The sequence below is a fragment of the Streptomyces sp. NPDC104831 genome (assembly GCF_055583025.1).
In genome coordinates, this window is sequence record NZ_JBVJOT010000021.1 from 73,969 (window position 1) to 89,407 (window position 15,439).

Sequence of the window (15,439 nt, forward strand, 5' to 3'; positions counted from 1 at the left end):
GCACGATAAGAAAACTACCACGGAACAAAAAAAAAGAAACAACCACGATCTCCACCCCCCCCCCCCCCCCCCCCCCCCCCCCACTTCCGCAGGTCGCTCTGGGCGGGAGGGCCGAAGCTGCCTAAGGTCGGTTGGCGTGTCGCACACCTTCGAAGAACTGGTCGCGAAACAGCGCGCGGCCGACGCCGCCCAGATCCAGGTCCAGGAACTGCGGGAGGCCTACGGTCCGCCGGCCGAACGGCGCCTGACGGGCGTCCAGGCGGGCACCTACGAGACCGCCCTGCGGGCCTGGCGTGACCTCGCCCGCGATGTGCAGACGGCGGTGAGCGAGTACGCCCGGGACACGGGCCGGCCCCGCGCCGAGGTCGAGGCGGAGGTGGAACGCGCGGCGGCCGGCGAGGAGGACTGAGCGCCGTAGCGGGGCCGGGTCAGGCATCCGCGGCCCGGCCCCGGGTACCCGACGGCCATGAACACTGCCATGTACCAAGCGGCCACGGGCGCCCAGACCTTCGGATACGTCCTGATCCTGATCGCCGGAGTGGCCCTCGTCGCGGGCATCATCTGGGCCTTCCGGCTGGGCGCGAAGGTGCGCGAGCGCGAGCCCGCGCCGCCGCGCCCGGAGGAGCAGCCGAAGATGCCGCCGGGGGGTCCGGTGGGCGAGACCCTGGAGGTCCGGGAGCCCGACGAGATGCCCCGGGCCGGCGAGGGGAGCGACCGCCTCACCCCGCACCAGCTCGGCAACGTCGGCACGAAGCGGGCCGCCGACCAGAGCCGTCCCCGCTGGTCGCCGGGGTCCAGCGGGTCGTTCGGCGGCGGTGGCGGCGGCCGGACCTGACCGGGTGCGCAAGGACCCGCGGGTGCGGTGCGCGCCCGGGGCACCCAAAGGACACGGAAGGAAGCGGGACGGCATGACCGCGCACGCGGAGCCGAAACCGGCCATGCCCTGTGCGGAGACCGGCTGGGCCCCGGCCCGCCGGCGGCGGGAGAACGCGGTGCGCACCCGCCTGCCGGCGCTCCTCGGCCCGGCCGCGCCGCGACGCCGGGGTCCGGGCGCCGGGGACACCATCGTGCGCGGCGGGGACTGAGGCGTCCGGAGCCAGGGCCCGGCGGTCAGACGCGGGTCTTGTCGAGCAGCCCGGCGATCTCGGCGGCCGTGCCGGTCTCGCCGAGGCGCGGGAAGACGCGCTCCACGCTGTTGGCGTGTGCCTCGCCGTCGGCGTCCGCCATGGCGTCGGTGGCGAGGGTGACGTGGTAGCCGTGCGCGTAGGCGTCCCGGGCGGTGGACTCCACGCCGATGCTGGTGGCGATCCCGGCCAGCACGATCTGCGTGATGCCCCGGCGGCGCAGCTGCACGTCCAGGTCGGTGCCGTGGAAGGCGCTCCAGTTGTGCTTGGTGACGCGGATGTCGCCGGGGTGGCCGGACAGCTCGTCCACGACGGTGTCCCAGCCCTCGGGGAAGGCGAGTCCGCGGGGCCCGCGTTCGGTGCGGCCGGGGACCGCGTCCGCCCCGTCGGCGGCGAAGGAGACCCGGACCAGGACCACGGGCAGCCCGTGGGAGCGGAAGGCGTCGGCGAGTTCCGCCGTGCGGGAGACCACCTCCGGGCCCGGGTACGGCTGCGTGGGCATCGCCACGATGCCGTTCTGGAGGTCTATCGCGACGAGGGCGGTGCGGGGGTCGAGCGTGCTGAGCATGGGCGGGTCGTGCCTTTCGGTGTTTCCGGTGTTTCCGGTGTTTCAGGGGTTGCCGGTTCCAGGGGTGAGCCGGCCGGGGTCGCCCCGGCGGTCGCGGCCGGCCGCGGCAGGTCACCGGGCGCGGACACGACCGGGCGCGCGCCGGGCACGGTGGCGAGGACCACCGGGACGGGAACGGCCGTGGCCGCGCGCGGCGGGGCAGGGGCCGGTGGCCCGGCGCGGGTGGTGAGGTTCCGGGGCTACGGCGCGGACAGCCGGTCCAGCAGCTCCAGCGCCGCGAGGACCGTGCGCCGCTCCTCCTCGGTGTAGCGGTCCTGGAAGGCGCGGGCCAGCCACTCCTCACGGACCTGCCGGTTGCCCTCGACCCGGGCCCGGCCGGCGTCGGTCAGCGTGACCAGCTGGCGGCGGCCGTCGTCGGGGTCGGGGGCCCGGCGGACGAGTCCGTGCCGCTCCAGCGCGGTGAGCGTGGTGGCCATGGACTGCGGCCGCACCCCCTCGGCGGCGGCGAGCGCGCTGGCCGTGGCCGCGCCGTGCTTGCCGACCAGGGTGAGCGCCGACTCCTGCGAGGGGCTGAGGTCGGCGTCCCGCGCCACCTCCCGGATGCGGCGCCGCAGCCTGCTGAAGACCACGCGCAGATCACGCGCGGAGCGGGCGGCGGAATCGGAGATGTCGGCCATGGGCGCCAGACTACGACCGCCGGCCGAAACTGTCCAGCTCAAACTGTTCAGTTTTGACTGTCTATTTCGCAGGGTACTCGCCCGGCCTCGGACAGGGCAGTACGTCGGCGAACCCAAGGAGCGCAGATGACCCCTGCGGACAGGTCCGGCCTGGAGGCGGCCCTCCACGCCGAGGTGGACGGCGAGATCCGCTTCGACACGGGCAGCCGCGGAGCCTATTCCACGGACGCCTCCAACTACCGGCAGACCCCGATCGGCGTCGTCGTGCCCCGCACCGTGGAGGCGGCCGCCCGCGCCGTGTCGGTGTGCGCGCGCTTCGACACCCCCGTCCTCTCCCGGGGCGGCGGCACCGGCCTCGCGGGCCAGACGACCAACACCGCCGTGGTGATCGACTGGACCAAGTACTGCACCGGGGTGCTCTCCGTCGACCCCGACCGGCGCACCTGCGTGGTGGAACCCGGCATCGTCCTGGACGAGCTCAACCGCCGACTGGCCCGGCACAAACTCCAGTTCGGCCCCAAGCCGGCCACCCACAGCCACTGCGCGCTCGGCGGCATGATCGGCAACAACTCCTGCGGCGCCTCCGCCCAGGCCTACGGCAAGACCGTCGACAACGTCCGCCGCCTGGAGATCCTCACCTACGACGGGCAGCGCGCCTGGGTCGGTCCCACCCCGCCCGACGAGCGCGAGCGGATCATCGCCGGCGGCGGTCGGCTCGCCGGGATCTACGCCGGCCTGGACCGCATCGCCACCGAGTACCTGGCCGACATCCGCCGCGGCTACCCGAAGATCCCGCGCCGCGTCTCCGGCTACAACCTGGACTCCCTGCTGCCCGAGAACGGCTTCGACCTGGCCAAGGCCCTCGTCGGCAGCGAGGGCACCCTCGTCACCGTCCTGCGCGCCGAACTCGACCTCGTGCCCGTGCCGGCGTACCAGGCGCTGCTCGTCCTCGGCTACGACGACATCTGCGCCGCCGCCGACGACGTACCCCGCCTGCTGGAGCACGGCGACCCCACCCAGCTGGAGGCACTGGACGACCGGATGGCCCAGCTGATGCGCGAGGAGGGCGCCTACCTGGAGTCGCTCGCCGTGCTGCCCGAGGGCGACAGCTGGCTGATGGTGCAGTACAGCGGCGACAGCCAGGAGGCCGTCGACGAACAGGCGCACGCCCTGCTGCACGCCCTCGGCCGCGACGAGAAGGACCGCAGCGTCGCCTTCTCCGACGACCCGGAGCGCGAGCAGAGGATGCTCAAGGCCCGCGAGGCCGGACTCGGCGTGACCGCCCGCCCGCCGGACGACCGGGAGACCTGGGAGGGCTGGGAGGACTCCGCCGTACCGCCCGAACGGCTCGGCGACTACCTGCGCGACCTGAAGGGCCTGTTCGCCGAGTTCGACTACGGCCGCCCGTCCCTGTACGGCCACTTCGGGCAGGGCTGCGTCCACACCCGCATCCCCTTCGGCCTGCGCACCGCCGAGGGCGTGACGCGCTTCCGGCGTTTCCTGGAGCGCGCCGCCGACCTCGTCGCCTCCTACGGCGGCTCGCTGTCCGGCGAGCACGGGGACGGCCAGTCCCGGGGCGAACTGCTCACCCGGATGTTCGGGCCGCGGCTCGTGACCGCGTTCGGCGAACTGAAGGCGCTCTTCGACCCCGGCGACCGGATGAACCCGGGCAAGATCGTCCACCCCCACCCGGTCGACGGGCAACTGCGGCTCGGCCCCACCTGGCGGCCCGCCACCCCCGCCACCCACTTCGGCTTCCCCGAGGACGGACACTCCTTCAACCGGGCGGTGATGCGCTGCGTCGGCATCGGCAACTGCCGCGGCCACTCCGGCGGCGTCATGTGCCCCTCCTACCGGGCCACCATGGAGGAGGAGCACTCCACCCGCGGCCGGGCCCGGCTGCTGTTCGAGATGCTCGGCGGGCACCCGGACTCCGTGGTCCAGGACGGCTGGCGCTCCACCGCCGTCCACGACGCCCTCGACCTCTGCCTGGCCTGCAAGGGCTGCAAGTCCGACTGCCCGACCGGCGTCGACATGGCCACCCTCAAGGCCGAGTTCCTCTCCCACCACTACGCGGGCCGCAGGCGCCCCATGGCCCACTACTCCATGGGCTGGCTCCCGCTGTGGGCCCGGCTCACCCGCACCGCCCCCCGGCTGGTGAACTCCGCGCTGCACGCCCCCGGACTGGCCGGCCTCGGCAAGCGGCTCGCCGGCGTCGACGCGGCCCGCCGGGCACCGGTGTTCGCCGAGGAGTCCTTCCTCCAGTGGTGGCGCACCCGCGACCGGCCGGAACCGGACCCCGCCGACCCGCGCACCGTCGTCCTGTGGCCGGACACCTTCAGCACCTACTTCCACCCCGCCATCGCCCGGTCCGCCGTCCGTGTCCTCGAGGACGCCGGCTTCCACGTGGCCGTCCCCACCGAACCGGTGTGCTGCGGACTGACCTGGATCTCCACCGGGCAACTCGCCACCGCCAAGAAGGTGCTGACCCGCACCCTCCGTGTGCTGCGGCCCCATCTGGAGGCCGGCACGCCGGTCATCGGCCTGGAACCCTCCTGCACGGCCGCCCTGCGCGCCGACGCCGTCGAGCTGATGCCCGACGACCAGGACGTCCAGCGGCTGGCCGGCCAGGTGCGCACCTTCGCCGAACACCTCGTCCACCACGCCCCCGAGGGCTGGCAGCCGCCGCGACTGGCCCGGCGGGCCACCGTGCAGACCCACTGCCACCAGCACGCCGTCACGAAGTTCGACGCCGACCGCGAACTGATGCGCCGCGCCCACCTCGACGCCGAGGTGCTCGACGAGGGCTGCTGCGGACTGGCCGGCAACTTCGGCTTCGAACGCGGCCACCACGAGGTGTCCATGGCCGTCGGCGAACTGGGCGTCCTGCCCGCCGTGCGCGGCGCCGCGCCGGACAGCCTGGTCGTCGCCGACGGCTTCAGCTGCCGCACCCAGATCGAACAGGGCGGCACCGGCCGGCGCGCCCTGCACCTCGCCGAGGCCCTCGCGCTCGCCCTGGACGGCGACCTGCCCGGCGACCGCCCCGAACGCCTGGCCGACCGCCCCGGCGAACCGTCCCGCCGGGCGGGCTGGGCGACCACCGCCTCCGTGGCCGCCCTCGCCGCGGGCAGCGTCGCCGCGGTGAGCGGGCTGCGCCGGTCCCGGAGGTGACCATGAGCGACCAGCCGGCCGTCGACGCCATCGACACGGCCGTCTACACCGTGCCCACCGACGCCCCCGAGGCGGACGGCACCCTCGCCTGGGACAAGACCACCCTCGTCCTGGTCACCGCCCGCTCCGGCGCCACCACCGGGCTCGGCTACACCTACGCGCCGGCGGCCACCGCCCCCCTCGTCCGCGAACTGCTCGCCGGCACCGTCACCGGCCTGTCCGCGTACGACGTGCCGCGTGCCAACGAGCGGATGTGCCGGGCCGTGCGCAACGCCGGCCTGCCCGGCCTGGCCGCCCAGGCGATCGCCGCCGTCGACATCGCCCTGTGGGACCTCAAGGCCCGCCTGCTCGGCCTGCCCCTCGTCCACCTGCTCGGCGCCGCCCGCACCGACGTGCCCGTCTACGGCAGCGGCGGCTTCACCACCTACGACGCCGCCCGGCAGGAACGCCAGCTGCGCGGCTGGACCGAGGAACAGGGCATCCCCCGCGTCAAGATCAAGATCGGGGAGTCGTGGGGCGCCCGGCAGGACCGCGACCTCGAACGCGTCGCCCGCGCGCGGACGGCCGTCGGCGACACGGCCGAGCTGTACGTGGACGCCAACGGCGGCTACACCGGCGGCCAGGCGGTACGGGTCGCGGGCGCGCTCGCCGACCAGGGCGTCACCTGGTTCGAGGAACCCGTCTCCGCCGACCACCTCACCGTCCTCGCCGGCATCCGGGACCGGATCCCCCCCGACGTCGCCGCCGGTGAATACGGCTACACCCTGGCGTACTTCGAGCACATGCTGGCCGCCGGGGCCGTCGACTGCCTCCAGGCCGACGTCACCCGGTGCGGCGGCATCACCGTCTGGCTGCGCGCCGCCGCGCTCGCCCACGCGCGCGGGCTCGACGTCTCCGGGCACTGCGCGCCCCACGCCCACGCGCACGCCGCCGCCGCCGTGCCCAACCTGCGCCACCTGGAGTGGTTCCACGACCACGTCCGGATCGAACGCCTCCTGTTCGACGGCGCCCTCGACCCGCGCGGCGGCAGCGTCGCACCGGGCGCCGGCGGGGAACCCGGACTCGGCCTCACGCTCGCCGGGGAGCGCGCGGCGCCGTACCGGGTGGAGTGAGAGGGACCGCGCCGCGTCACCGAGCACCTTCGAAAAGGAGAAACCATGCCCCCCACCGTCGTCATCACCGGCGCCAGCGCCGGCATCGGCCGCGCCACCGCCCGCCTGTACGCCCGGCGCGGCGCCGACGTCGTCCTGGTCGCGCGCGGCGAGGGCGGCCTGGAGATGGCGGCCGACGAGGTCGCGGCGCTCGGCGGACGGCCCCTGACACACGTGGCCGACGCGTCCGACGCGGCGCAGCTGGAGGCCGCCGCCGAGGCCGCGGAGCGGGCGTTCGGGCCCGTCGACATCTGGATCAACTGCGCGTTCTCCACGGTGTTCGCGCCGTTCGAGGAGATCACCGCCGAGGAGTTCGAGCGGGTCACCCAGGTCACCTACCTCGGCTTCGTCAACGGCACCCGCACCGCCCTCAAGCGCATGCTGCCCCGCGACCGGGGGACGATCGTGCAGGTCGGCTCCGCGCTCGGCGAACGGTCCATACCGCTGCAGTCGGCGTACTGCGGGGCCAAGCACGCCATCAACGGCTTCACCTCCTCCCTGCGCACCGAACTGCTGCACCGCGGCAGCAACGTGCACGTCACCATCGCCCAGATGCCCGCCGTCAACACCCCCCAGTTCCAGTGGGTCCGCTCCCGGCTGGCCAAGCACCCCATGCCGGTCCCGCCGATCTACCAGCCCGAGGTGGCCGCCCGGGGCGTGCTGTACGCGGCCGACCACCCGCGCCGCAAGCAGTACTACGTCGGCGCCTCCACCGTCGCCACCCTCTGGGCCAACCGGCTCGCCCCGGCGCTGCTCGACCGCTACCTGGCCCGCACCGGCTTCGACTCCCAGCAGACCGACAGCGTCCCGCCGGCCCACCTGGACAACCTCTTCGAACCGGTCGACCGCACCCCCGCCGACGACCAGGGCGCGCACGGCGCCTTCGACGACACCTCGCACGACCGCTCCTGGCAGGAGACCCTGCTCCGGCACCCCGCCGCCACCGCCCTCGGCGCCGGCGCCGCCGTGCTCGGCACCACCCTCGGCGTGCGCCGCCTCACCGGACGGGCGGCCCGGGTCCGACAGGGCCTAGGCTGACGGCGTGCGCCTCCTGATCGTGTCCGACACCCACCTGCCCAAGCGGGCCAAGCGGCTCCCGGAGCGACTGCTCGCCGAACTCCCGCACGCGGACGCCGTCCTGCACGCCGGGGACTGGGTCGACACCGCCACCCTGGACCTGCTGGAGAGCCGCAGCCGCCGGCTGATCGGCGTGTACGGCAACAACGACGGCCCCGAGCTGCGCGCCCGGCTGCCCGAGGTGGCGTACGCCGAACTGGGCGGCCTGCGCTTCGGCGTGGTCCACGAGACCGGCCCCGCCCAAGGGCGCGAGGCGCGCTGCGCGGCCCGCTTCCCCGATCTCGACGTCCTGGTCTTCGGGCACAGCCACATCCCCTGGGACACCACCGCCCCCGGCGGCCTGCGCCTGCTCAACCCCGGCTCCCCGACCGACCGCCGCCGCCAGCCGCACTGCACCTACCTCACGGCGACGGCGGCCGGCGGGGCGCTCACGGAGGTGACCCTGCACCGGTTGCCCCGGCGGTAGCGGTCACCTGTGCGACGGTGCCGGAACGATCTCCGGCGCCGGCATGACCGGGCAGCGGGCGCCGCACGGCCCCCGGCGGTCCCCGCGGAGGGATCGCCCCGCTCGCCCGGCCGCACGCCGGGGCGCGGCGACTGCGGGGGCCGGCCGGCGCCGGTCGTCATGCGGCGGACGGGGGAGTGAGCCGGCCGCCGCCCGGCCGGGCCGACCGCCGGCCGACTCGCGCGGTGTGGCCTCCGGGAGTGAGTGGGGCACCCCCGGAGGCCACGTTCCCGGGGTGCGTCAACTACCGTCCGGTCCCGTCCAGTCGGCCGGCACACGGCCCAGCCGGACACGCTGCGGGTGGTCGCCGACGGGGACCGAGGCCACCTTCCGCCCGGTGGCGAAGTCGATCGCCGTCACCTGGTCGGCGCCGCTCTCGGAGACGACGCAGTCCTTGCCGTCCCCGCTGACCGTCGCCCAGTACGGCTTGGCGGCCGGCACCAGCGGCCCCTCCTGGAGCGAGGCCCGGTCGACCACGGTCGCGTAGTCGTCCATGGTGCCCGCCACGCACAGCCTAGTGCCCTGCGGGTTCATCGAGATGCCGTGGTGGCGCGAGTCGTTGACCCAGGTGGTGCGGTCCTCGCTGGTCGCCGGGTTCTTCGGCAGCGTCTTCATCCGGGTGATCCTGTCGGTGGCGACGTCGTACTCGAAGAAGCCGTTGAAGAACGACACCTGGAAGTAGAGCTTGGACTCGTCGGGGGAGAACACGGCCGGGCGGACCGCGTCGGAGAAGTCCTTCAGCCCGAACGCGTCCAGCCGCTGCCGCATGTCGATGACCTTGACCTGCCGGAACGTCGTCGCGTCCACGACCGTGATGTGCCGGTCGCCCTTGGTCCAGTCCCAGCCGGGCCCGTCCAGGTCGGTGTTGACGTCGCCGATGGACATGTTCCAGAGGTACTTTCCGTCCTTGGTGAAGACGTTCTCGTGCGGCTTGGCGCCGGTCTTGAACGACCCCAGCTGCCGGCCGGTGGCGATGTCGAGCACGTGCACGGTGTCGGCGGTGGAGGCGGAGACCGCCACCCGGGTGCCGTCCGGGGAGACCGCCATGTGGTCGGCGCGGTAACCGGCCACCGGGAAGCGCCAGTCGACGGCCCCGGTGGCCAGGTCGATGGAGACCACGTCGGCGAAGCTGGGCCGGGACACCACCACCGACCGGCCGTCCGGGGTGGAGTACATGTCGTCGGCGAACTGGTCGTGCCCCTCGCCGACGCTGTTGCGGATCGCCTGGAAGTAGATCCACTTGATCGGGTCCGCGTTGATCTCCGCCATCCGCGCGGCCTTGTCCGGGACGACGTCGATCCGGCCGATCTTCGCGTAGTCGCCGAAGGAGCGGATGACATCGGCGGTGCCGTCCCAGTTGTTGCCGACGAACAGCACCTCGCGCAAGCCGTCGGGAGCGGCGGAGCGCGCGGAGGCGGCGGTCGCCGGCCCGGCGACGGCCAGGGCGAGGGCGACGGCCACGGAGCACAGGTGCCTGGTTCTGGAGGCAGCCATGACGGCTCTCTTTCCTCGGGGGAAGTCGGGGGGGAAGTCCGGGGATCTGAACACGGCCGCATTCACAGTGAACTTACTGAAAAGTAAGGAAGGGGCGGCCTTCTCGACAAGATGCGTGCACGACAAGATTGGAGGACCGGCGGAACGACGGAGGGGGACGCGTTGGGCGGCAGGCTCAGGGCGCCGACGGGACGCTACGGCGGCCGGTCCGCCGAGGAGCGGCAGGCCGAGCGGCGGCGCCGCTTCCTGGACGCGGCGCTGCGGCTGTTCGGCGGCACCCCCGGCTACCGCGGCACCACCGTCGCCGCCCTCAGCCAGGCCGCCGGCCTGTCCACCCGCCAGTTCTACGAGGAGTTCCGCACCCTGGAGGACGTCCTGGCCGCGCTGCACCTCCAGGTCAACGGCTGGGCCGAAAGGGCCGTCCTGGACGCGCTCGCCGACGCGGACGGCCTGCCCCTGGCCGACCGCGCCACCGTCCTCTTCCGGGCCTACGCCCGCGCCATCACCTCCGACCCGCGCCGCATCCGCATCGCCTTCATGGAGATCATCGGCGTCAGCCCCCGCCTGGAGGAGCAGCGCCTGGCCCGTCGCGCCCGCTGGGTCGACCTCATCCGCGCCGAGGCGGACGCGGCCGTGGCCCGCGGGGAGGCGGCGCCGCGCGACTACCGGCTGGCGGCCACGGCCTTCATCGGCGGGGTCAACGGGCTGCTGCACGACTGGACGGCCGGCTGGGTGGACGCCACGCTGGACGAGGTGGTGGACGAACTGGTCCGGCTGCTGCTCGGCATGCTCCGGCCGGAGGGCTGGCGTCCCGGACCCGGCTGACAACGGCGCGGGCGCAGCCGGGCGGGCCGGCGCCCCGGACCCGGCGGGACGGCGTACGCGCAGGCCGGCGGGGGTGCGGCCCGGCTCGGCGCGCGTGATCGGCCCGGAGCTGGTCTGCTGGGGATGAAGGCCGTCGCCCCGCTTCCCGGAGAGCGCCCATGAGTACCTATCGAGTCGCCCAGGTGACCGCGCCCGACGGCACCTTCGAACTCGCCGACCGGGAGGTCCGGCCGCCGGGAGCGGGCCGGGTGCGGATCGCCGTGGAGGCGTGCGGGATCTGCCACAGCGACGCCCTCTTCGTCGGCGGCGCGCTGCCGGGCGTCACCTTCCCCGAGGTTCCCGGGCACGAGATCGCCGGGCGGATCGAGGAACTGGGCGAGGGGGCCGGGGAGCGCGGCTGGAGCGTCGGCGACCGGGTGGCCGTCGGCTGGTTCGGCGGCAGCTGCGGTCACTGCCCGCCCTGCCGCCGGGGAGACTTCGTCGTGTGCACCGCCCTGAAGGTCCCCGGCTGGGCCTACGACGGAGGCTTCGGCGAACGGACGACCGTACCCGTCGACGCCCTGGCCCGGATCCCCGACGTGCTCGCCGCGGCCGACGCCGGACCCCTGGCCTGCGCGGGCGTGACCACCTACAACGGGCTGCGGCGCGGTCCGGCCGAGCCGGGCGACCTGGTCGCGGTGCTCGGCCTCGGGGGCCTCGGCCACCTCGGCGTGCAGTACGCGGTGGCGATGGGCTTCGAGACCGTGGCGATCGCCCGGGGCGCCGAGAAGGCCGACTTCGCCAGGCGGCTCGGCGCCCACCACTACGTCGACAGCACGGCGCCGACCCCGGTCGCCGAGGCGCTGGGCTCCCTCGGCGGGGCGAAGGCCGTCCTCGCCACCGCCGGCAGCTCCGAGGCCATCACGGCGACCGTGGACGGGCTGGCCCCGCGCGGCGAACTGACCGTCATCGGCGCCACCCCCGAGCCGCTGGGCATCAGCCCGGTGCAACTGATCATGAGCGGGCGGGTCGTCCGCGGACACCCCTCCGGCACCGCGCGGGACGTCGAGGACACCATGGCCTTCAGCGCCCTGCACGGCATCCGCCCGATGACCGAGGAGGTGCCGCTGGAGCGGGCCGGGGAGGCCTACGACAAGATGCTCGCCGGCGCCGCCCGCTTCCGCATGGTGCTGACCACCGGCTGACGTCCGGGGCCCGGTTCAGCCGCCGAGCCGGTCCAGGGCGGCCAGCACCGGGGCCGCGCCGTCCTCCTCCCGGATCCGGGCGCCCAGGGACTCGGCGCGGCGCCGGTACGCCGGGTCCCGGGTGGCCCGGGCCAGCGCCGAGGCCAGCGCGTCCACGTCCAGCCGGCGCAGCGGCACGACGGCCGGGGCGGCCCCCAGCGCCACCAGCCGGGCGGACCAGAACCCCGCGTCGAACTGCACCGGCACCGCAACCGCCGGCACCCCGGCGCGCAGCCCCGCCGCCGTGGTGCCCGCGCCCGCGTGATGGACCACGGCGGCCATCCTCGGGAACAGCAGCGAGTGCGGTACCTCGCCGATGGTCAGCATGTCGTCCCCGGTGGCCGCCAGCCCGCCCCAGCCGCGCTGGATCACCCCGCGCAGCCCTGCCCGCCGCAGCGCCGCCACCACCCGCGCACTGAGCCGCCCGGCGTCCGGTACCGTGGCGCTGCCCAGCCCGACGAACACCGGCGCCGGCCCGGCCTCGATGAACTCCCGCACCTCCTCGGGGAGTTCCTGCCCGGTGTCGTACGGCCACCAGTAGCCGCCCACTTCCAGGCCCGCCCGCCAGTCGGCGGGCCGGGGCACCACCACCGGGCTGAAGCCGTGGTGCACCGGCCAGTGCCGTCGCTCCCGGCGCCGCCGCGCGGCACCGGTGCCCAGCGGGGGCAGGCCGAGTCGCGCGCGCAGGGCCGGCACGGCACCGGAGAAGACATGCTCCACGGCGAGACCCACTCCCTGTCCGGCGAGCCGGTTCACCGTCCCGCCCCAGGCACCCCCGCCGAGGACCGGCGGGGCGAACTCGCGTGTGGCCGCGAGGGGTTGCAGATAGACACCCAGGCTGGGCAGCCGCAGCCCCTCGGCGATCGTGTGCCCGAGCGGTGCCAGCGAGGCGGACAGCAGCAGCACATCGCTGTCCCGCGCCGCGTCGAGCAGGTCCTCGGTCATCCGTCCCACCAGACGCCGGGCCAGCTCCACCACCCGCAGCAGCTTCCCGGGCCCGCCGGCGCTGCGGTGCAGGCCGCGGCCGCGCGGTGACTCCAGTTCCGCCCGCGGATCCACCGGCAGCGCGTGGAACCGCACCCCCGACCCCGCCACCAGCGGCTCGAAGCGGCCGTGGGTGACCAGCGTGACCTCGTGCCCGGCCAGCGCCAGCCGGTGCCCGAGCCCGGTGTAGGGGGCCGCGTCGCCCCGGGACCCCGCCGTCATGATCGCAACGCGCACGACGGCCAGTATGACCGCTCCCGCCCATCGGGCACCCCCGCGCCCGCGTGATTGTCCGGTACGCGTCCGCGCGCCGGCGCCGGGGGCGACCGCCCGTCCGCGGCGGCGGGCGACGGCGCCGGCCGCGTCACGGCCGCCGGCGGGGCGCGGGCCGGCACGTGGCGGGCCACCGGACGCGGGCCCGGACCGCCCGGGGCCGGCCCGCGGGCACGGCGGCGGGGCGACCCGGCGGACGACGCTGCCCGACGCGCGCACCGGTGCCGCCCCCGGCCCGGGGGCCCGCCGGGGCCCGGCCGTCCGCCGGTCGCGTGGGCCCGGTGCCCCGGCCCCCGCCGGCCGAAGCCCCCGTCACCCGGGCCGTCACCGAGCAGGCGCAGAACGGGCCGGACGCGCGCCGCCCCTAAGCCCCGAGCTGCCGGGCGGCGGCCGTCACCGTCTGCTCCAGCAGCGTGGCGATCGTCATCGGGCCGACGCCGCCCGGCACCGGCGTGATCAGCGAGGCCCGCTCCACGGCCGAGTCGAAGTCGACGTCGCCCACGTTCCCCGGGTTGTAGCCCGCGTCGACCACGACCGCGCCCGGCTTGACGTCCTGCCCGCGGATCAGCCGCGGCCGGCCCACCGCGGCCACGACGATGTCGGCCTCGCGGACCGCCGCAGACAGGTCCCGGGTGCGCGAGTGGCAGTACGTCACGGTCGCGTCCCGCGCCAGCAGCAGCATGCCCACCGGCTTGCCGAGGATGGCGCTGCGGCCCACCACCACGGCCCGCTTCCCGGCCGGGTCGACGCCGTACTCGTCCAGCAGCCGCACGATGCCGCCCGGCGTGCAGGAGACGAAGCCCGGCAGCCCGAAGCTCATCGTGGCGAACGAGGCGAACGTGACACCGTCCACGTCCTTCTCCGGCGCGATCGCCTCGAACGCGGCCCGCTCGTCGATGTGGTCGCCCACCGGATGCTGGAGCAGGATGCCGTGCACGCCCGGGTCGGCCGACAACTCCCGCAGCGTGCCGACGAGTCCGTCCGTCGTGGTGGTGGCCGGCAGCGCGACGTGCCGGGAGGTGATGCCGGCCTCGCGGCAGCGGTTCTGCTTCATGCGGACGTAGGTCACGGACGCCGGGTCCTCGCCGACCAGCACGGTCGCGAGACACGGCGCGGTGCCGGTGCGCGCGGTGAGGCCGGCGGCCCGGTGCGCGGTCTCCCGCACGATGCGGCGGGCGAGCGCGGTGCCGTCCATCAGACGGGCGGCCTGGGTCTGGGTCATGCTGCACACTCCTGGGCTGGACCGACTCTTCTCGCCCAGGCGCGCGGCTGCCTCCACGGGCCGCTCCCCGGTGGTACTCCACCTCAGCGCCAGTCACGGCCCGCGTACAGCGTAACCGAGCGTGTGTACGACCCCTGGACCACCCTTCCTCCGGTGCCGGGCCGGACCCGGTCGTCTAGTCGTCCCAGGCCTGGATGACGATCTGGTCGGCGATCTTGCCGTCCCGCAGCGTGAGCATCGACTCGGCCAGGACCCGGGTGCCGTCCGCGTACTCGCAGGACTCGGTGTAGGCGGCGCGGTCACCCTGGATGACGCACTGCTCCAGCCGGTGCGTCATGTCGCGGTGGTAGATGTCGTCCAGCAGCTCGGCGATCTGCGCCCGGCCGCGCAGCACCGTGGGGCGACTGGGCTGGTGGTCGCGGTCCACGATGCGGATCCGCGCGTCGTCCGCGTAGAGCGACAGGAGCGTGTTGCCGGTGTCGCCCTCGATGCCCCGGCGCAGTGTCTCGGTGTCGAAGGCGGAGCCTGTCGTGCCGGTCATGATGACCTCCTTCGGGCGCCCGCGGCCCGGCATCGAGCGGGCCGCACGGGTCCCCCCTGACGAGACTCCTCCGCCGCGGCGGCCCCGGCAAGCGCGGCCGGCCCGCTCCACCTCACGGGTGAGCCGGCCCCGCCGCCCGTGTCCGGCCCGGACCCCGGGCCGTTGCTGAGGGCATGATCTCCACACGACGTATCGCCGCCGCCGTCGGTCTGGCCGCCGGCCTCGCCGGCCTCGCCGCGGCCCAGGCGGACGCGGCGAACACCAGCGCACCCCTCATCGGAAAGCTCGGCGCCCTCTCCGCGCTGGACTCGCTCACGGCCGGTGACATCCCGGCCCCGCACCGGGACCGGGTGCCGAAGGTCAGCGACCAGGTGCGGGAGCTGAAGCACCTGCGCGAGCTGAACCAGCTGCACCAGCTGGAGCAGGTCATCGCTCCCGCGGCGCCCGTGCTCGGCCTGGTGAACGCCGTCCCCGTCCGCCTCCGCTGACCCCCCGGCCCGCGTCGCGGCCGACGGCGGCCGGCGGGATCCGCGATCATGTACGTGATCCGTCCCGCTACCGTCCGGTCGCGTCGTAGGGTCGTCGGCGAAGGCATTCGATGAAG

General features: G+C 74.9%; 16 protein-coding genes and 1 riboswitch. Of the genes, 10 read left to right on the forward strand and 6 right to left on the reverse strand.

Features of this window, described 5'->3' with window-relative positions:
* Positions 1-136: 136 nt before the first annotated feature.
* The 3 genes from ACZ63H_RS16575 (at position 137) to ACZ63H_RS16585 (ending at position 1,085) form a co-directional block, all read left to right on the forward strand.
* Positions 137-409 carry a hypothetical protein gene (locus ACZ63H_RS16575; RefSeq protein ID WP_469865539.1) on the forward strand — a complete coding sequence of 91 codons (273 nt, stop codon included), beginning with the start codon at positions 137-139 and terminating at the stop codon, positions 407-409.
* Between the two features lie 57 nt (positions 410-466).
* Positions 467-835 carry a DUF6479 family protein gene (locus tag ACZ63H_RS16580; protein ID WP_469865541.1) on the forward strand — a complete coding sequence of 123 codons (369 nt, stop codon included), beginning with the start codon at positions 467-469 and terminating at the stop codon, positions 833-835.
* Positions 836-908: 73 nt separating this feature from the next.
* Complete coding sequence (locus ACZ63H_RS16585) at positions 909-1,085, forward strand: hypothetical protein (RefSeq protein ID WP_469865543.1); 177 nt, start codon at positions 909-911, stop codon at positions 1,083-1,085.
* Positions 1,086-1,110: 25 nt separating this feature from the next.
* On the opposite strand, the gene ACZ63H_RS16590 is transcribed toward ACZ63H_RS16585, so the two are convergent.
* Both ACZ63H_RS16590 and ACZ63H_RS16595 read right to left on the reverse strand, forming a co-directional pair.
* Positions 1,111-1,692 carry an isochorismatase family protein gene (locus tag ACZ63H_RS16590; protein ID WP_469865545.1) on the reverse strand — a complete coding sequence of 194 codons (582 nt, stop codon included), beginning with the start codon at positions 1,690-1,692 and terminating at the stop codon, positions 1,111-1,113.
* A 239-nt stretch (positions 1,693-1,931) separates the two neighbouring features.
* Positions 1,932-2,369 carry a MarR family winged helix-turn-helix transcriptional regulator gene (locus tag ACZ63H_RS16595; RefSeq protein WP_469865547.1) on the reverse strand — a complete coding sequence of 146 codons (438 nt, stop codon included), beginning with the start codon at positions 2,367-2,369 and terminating at the stop codon, positions 1,932-1,934.
* A gap of 126 nt (positions 2,370-2,495) precedes the next feature.
* On the opposite strand from ACZ63H_RS16595, the gene ACZ63H_RS16600 reads away from it, so the two are divergent.
* Genes ACZ63H_RS16600 through ACZ63H_RS16615 form a run of 4 tightly spaced genes read left to right on the forward strand, consistent with a single transcriptional unit; the run spans position 2,496 to position 8,234 of the window.
* The gene (locus ACZ63H_RS16600; RefSeq protein WP_469865549.1) at positions 2,496-5,540 is read left to right on the forward strand and encodes an FAD-binding and (Fe-S)-binding domain-containing protein; all 3,045 of its coding nucleotides are present in this window, start codon (positions 2,496-2,498) and stop codon (positions 5,538-5,540) included.
* A gap of 2 nt (positions 5,541-5,542) precedes the next feature.
* Complete coding sequence (locus ACZ63H_RS16605; protein WP_469865551.1) at positions 5,543-6,652, forward strand: enolase C-terminal domain-like protein; 1,110 nt, start codon at positions 5,543-5,545, stop codon at positions 6,650-6,652.
* 45 nt (positions 6,653-6,697) lie between these two features.
* The gene (locus ACZ63H_RS16610) at positions 6,698-7,729 is read left to right on the forward strand and encodes an SDR family oxidoreductase (RefSeq protein WP_469865553.1); all 1,032 of its coding nucleotides are present in this window, start codon (positions 6,698-6,700) and stop codon (positions 7,727-7,729) included.
* Positions 7,730-7,733: 4 nt separating this feature from the next.
* Entirely contained in the window at positions 7,734-8,234 is a 501-nt protein-coding gene (locus tag ACZ63H_RS16615; RefSeq protein ID WP_469865555.1) for a metallophosphoesterase family protein, read from the forward strand.
* Between the two features lie 279 nt (positions 8,235-8,513).
* Here ACZ63H_RS16615 and ACZ63H_RS16620 read toward each other — a convergent pair whose 3' ends face one another.
* Positions 8,514-9,767, reverse strand: coding sequence for a YncE family protein (locus ACZ63H_RS16620; protein ID WP_469865557.1), 1,254 nt, complete (start codon positions 9,765-9,767; stop codon positions 8,514-8,516).
* A 162-nt stretch (positions 9,768-9,929) separates the two neighbouring features.
* Between ACZ63H_RS16620 and ACZ63H_RS16625 the strand changes: the two genes are divergently transcribed.
* On the forward strand, positions 9,930-10,592 hold the full coding sequence (locus ACZ63H_RS16625) for a TetR/AcrR family transcriptional regulator (RefSeq protein ID WP_469865559.1): 663 nt from the start codon (positions 9,930-9,932) through the stop codon (positions 10,590-10,592).
* 158 nt (positions 10,593-10,750) lie between these two features.
* A complete protein-coding gene (locus tag ACZ63H_RS16630) occupies positions 10,751-11,776 on the forward strand; it encodes an alcohol dehydrogenase catalytic domain-containing protein (RefSeq protein ID WP_469865561.1) in 1,026 nt (341 codons plus the stop codon).
* 15 nt (positions 11,777-11,791) lie between these two features.
* On the opposite strand, the gene ACZ63H_RS16635 is transcribed toward ACZ63H_RS16630, so the two are convergent.
* The 3 genes from ACZ63H_RS16635 to ACZ63H_RS16645 all read right to left on the reverse strand — a co-directional run bounded on the left by ACZ63H_RS16635 (position 11,792) and on the right by ACZ63H_RS16645 (position 14,835).
* Positions 11,792-13,021 carry a glycosyltransferase gene (locus tag ACZ63H_RS16635; RefSeq protein WP_469865639.1) on the reverse strand — a complete coding sequence of 410 codons (1,230 nt, stop codon included), beginning with the start codon at positions 13,019-13,021 and terminating at the stop codon, positions 11,792-11,794.
* 415 nt (positions 13,022-13,436) lie between these two features.
* Entirely contained in the window at positions 13,437-14,294 is an 858-nt protein-coding gene (locus ACZ63H_RS16640; RefSeq protein WP_469865563.1) for a bifunctional 5,10-methylenetetrahydrofolate dehydrogenase/5,10-methenyltetrahydrofolate cyclohydrolase, read from the reverse strand.
* 26 nt (positions 14,295-14,320) lie between these two features.
* Positions 14,321-14,401, reverse strand: a riboswitch (ZMP/ZTP riboswitch).
* Between the two features lie 68 nt (positions 14,402-14,469).
* Positions 14,470-14,835, reverse strand: coding sequence for a nuclear transport factor 2 family protein (locus ACZ63H_RS16645; RefSeq protein ID WP_469865565.1), 366 nt, complete (start codon positions 14,833-14,835; stop codon positions 14,470-14,472).
* A 173-nt stretch (positions 14,836-15,008) separates the two neighbouring features.
* Here ACZ63H_RS16645 and ACZ63H_RS16650 point away from each other — a divergent pair, with 173 nt between their 5' ends.
* Positions 15,009-15,323, forward strand: coding sequence for a hypothetical protein (locus tag ACZ63H_RS16650; RefSeq protein ID WP_469865567.1), 315 nt, complete (start codon positions 15,009-15,011; stop codon positions 15,321-15,323).
* Positions 15,324-15,439: the final 116 nt, after the last annotated feature.

Bases quoted from the DNA above. Each gene is read 5' to 3' on its own strand.
- ACZ63H_RS16580 (WP_469865541.1), top strand. From the start codon at position 467: ATGAACACTGCCATGTACCAAGCGGCCACGGGCGCCCAGACCTTCGGA.
- ACZ63H_RS16585 (WP_469865543.1), top strand. From the start codon at position 909: ATGACCGCGCACGCGGAGCCGAAACCGGCCATGCCCTGTGCGGAGACC.
- ACZ63H_RS16590 (WP_469865545.1), bottom strand. From the start codon at position 1,692: ATGCTCAGCACGCTCGACCCCCGCACCGCCCTCGTCGCGATAGACCTC.
- ACZ63H_RS16595 (WP_469865547.1), bottom strand. From the start codon at position 2,369: ATGGCCGACATCTCCGATTCCGCCGCCCGCTCCGCGCGTGATCTGCGC.
- ACZ63H_RS16600 (WP_469865549.1), top strand. From the start codon at position 2,496: ATGACCCCTGCGGACAGGTCCGGCCTGGAGGCGGCCCTCCACGCCGAG.
- ACZ63H_RS16605 (WP_469865551.1), top strand. From the start codon at position 5,543: ATGAGCGACCAGCCGGCCGTCGACGCCATCGACACGGCCGTCTACACC.
- ACZ63H_RS16610 (WP_469865553.1), top strand. From the start codon at position 6,698: ATGCCCCCCACCGTCGTCATCACCGGCGCCAGCGCCGGCATCGGCCGC.
- ACZ63H_RS16620 (WP_469865557.1), bottom strand. From the start codon at position 9,767: ATGGCTGCCTCCAGAACCAGGCACCTGTGCTCCGTGGCCGTCGCCCTC.
- ACZ63H_RS16630 (WP_469865561.1), top strand. From the start codon at position 10,751: ATGAGTACCTATCGAGTCGCCCAGGTGACCGCGCCCGACGGCACCTTC.
- ACZ63H_RS16635 (WP_469865639.1), bottom strand. From the start codon at position 13,021: ATGACGGCGGGGTCCCGGGGCGACGCGGCCCCCTACACCGGGCTCGGG.
- ACZ63H_RS16640 (WP_469865563.1), bottom strand. From the start codon at position 14,294: ATGACCCAGACCCAGGCCGCCCGTCTGATGGACGGCACCGCGCTCGCC.
- ACZ63H_RS16645 (WP_469865565.1), bottom strand. From the start codon at position 14,835: ATGACCGGCACGACAGGCTCCGCCTTCGACACCGAGACACTGCGCCGG.
- ACZ63H_RS16650 (WP_469865567.1), top strand. From the start codon at position 15,009: ATGATCTCCACACGACGTATCGCCGCCGCCGTCGGTCTGGCCGCCGGC.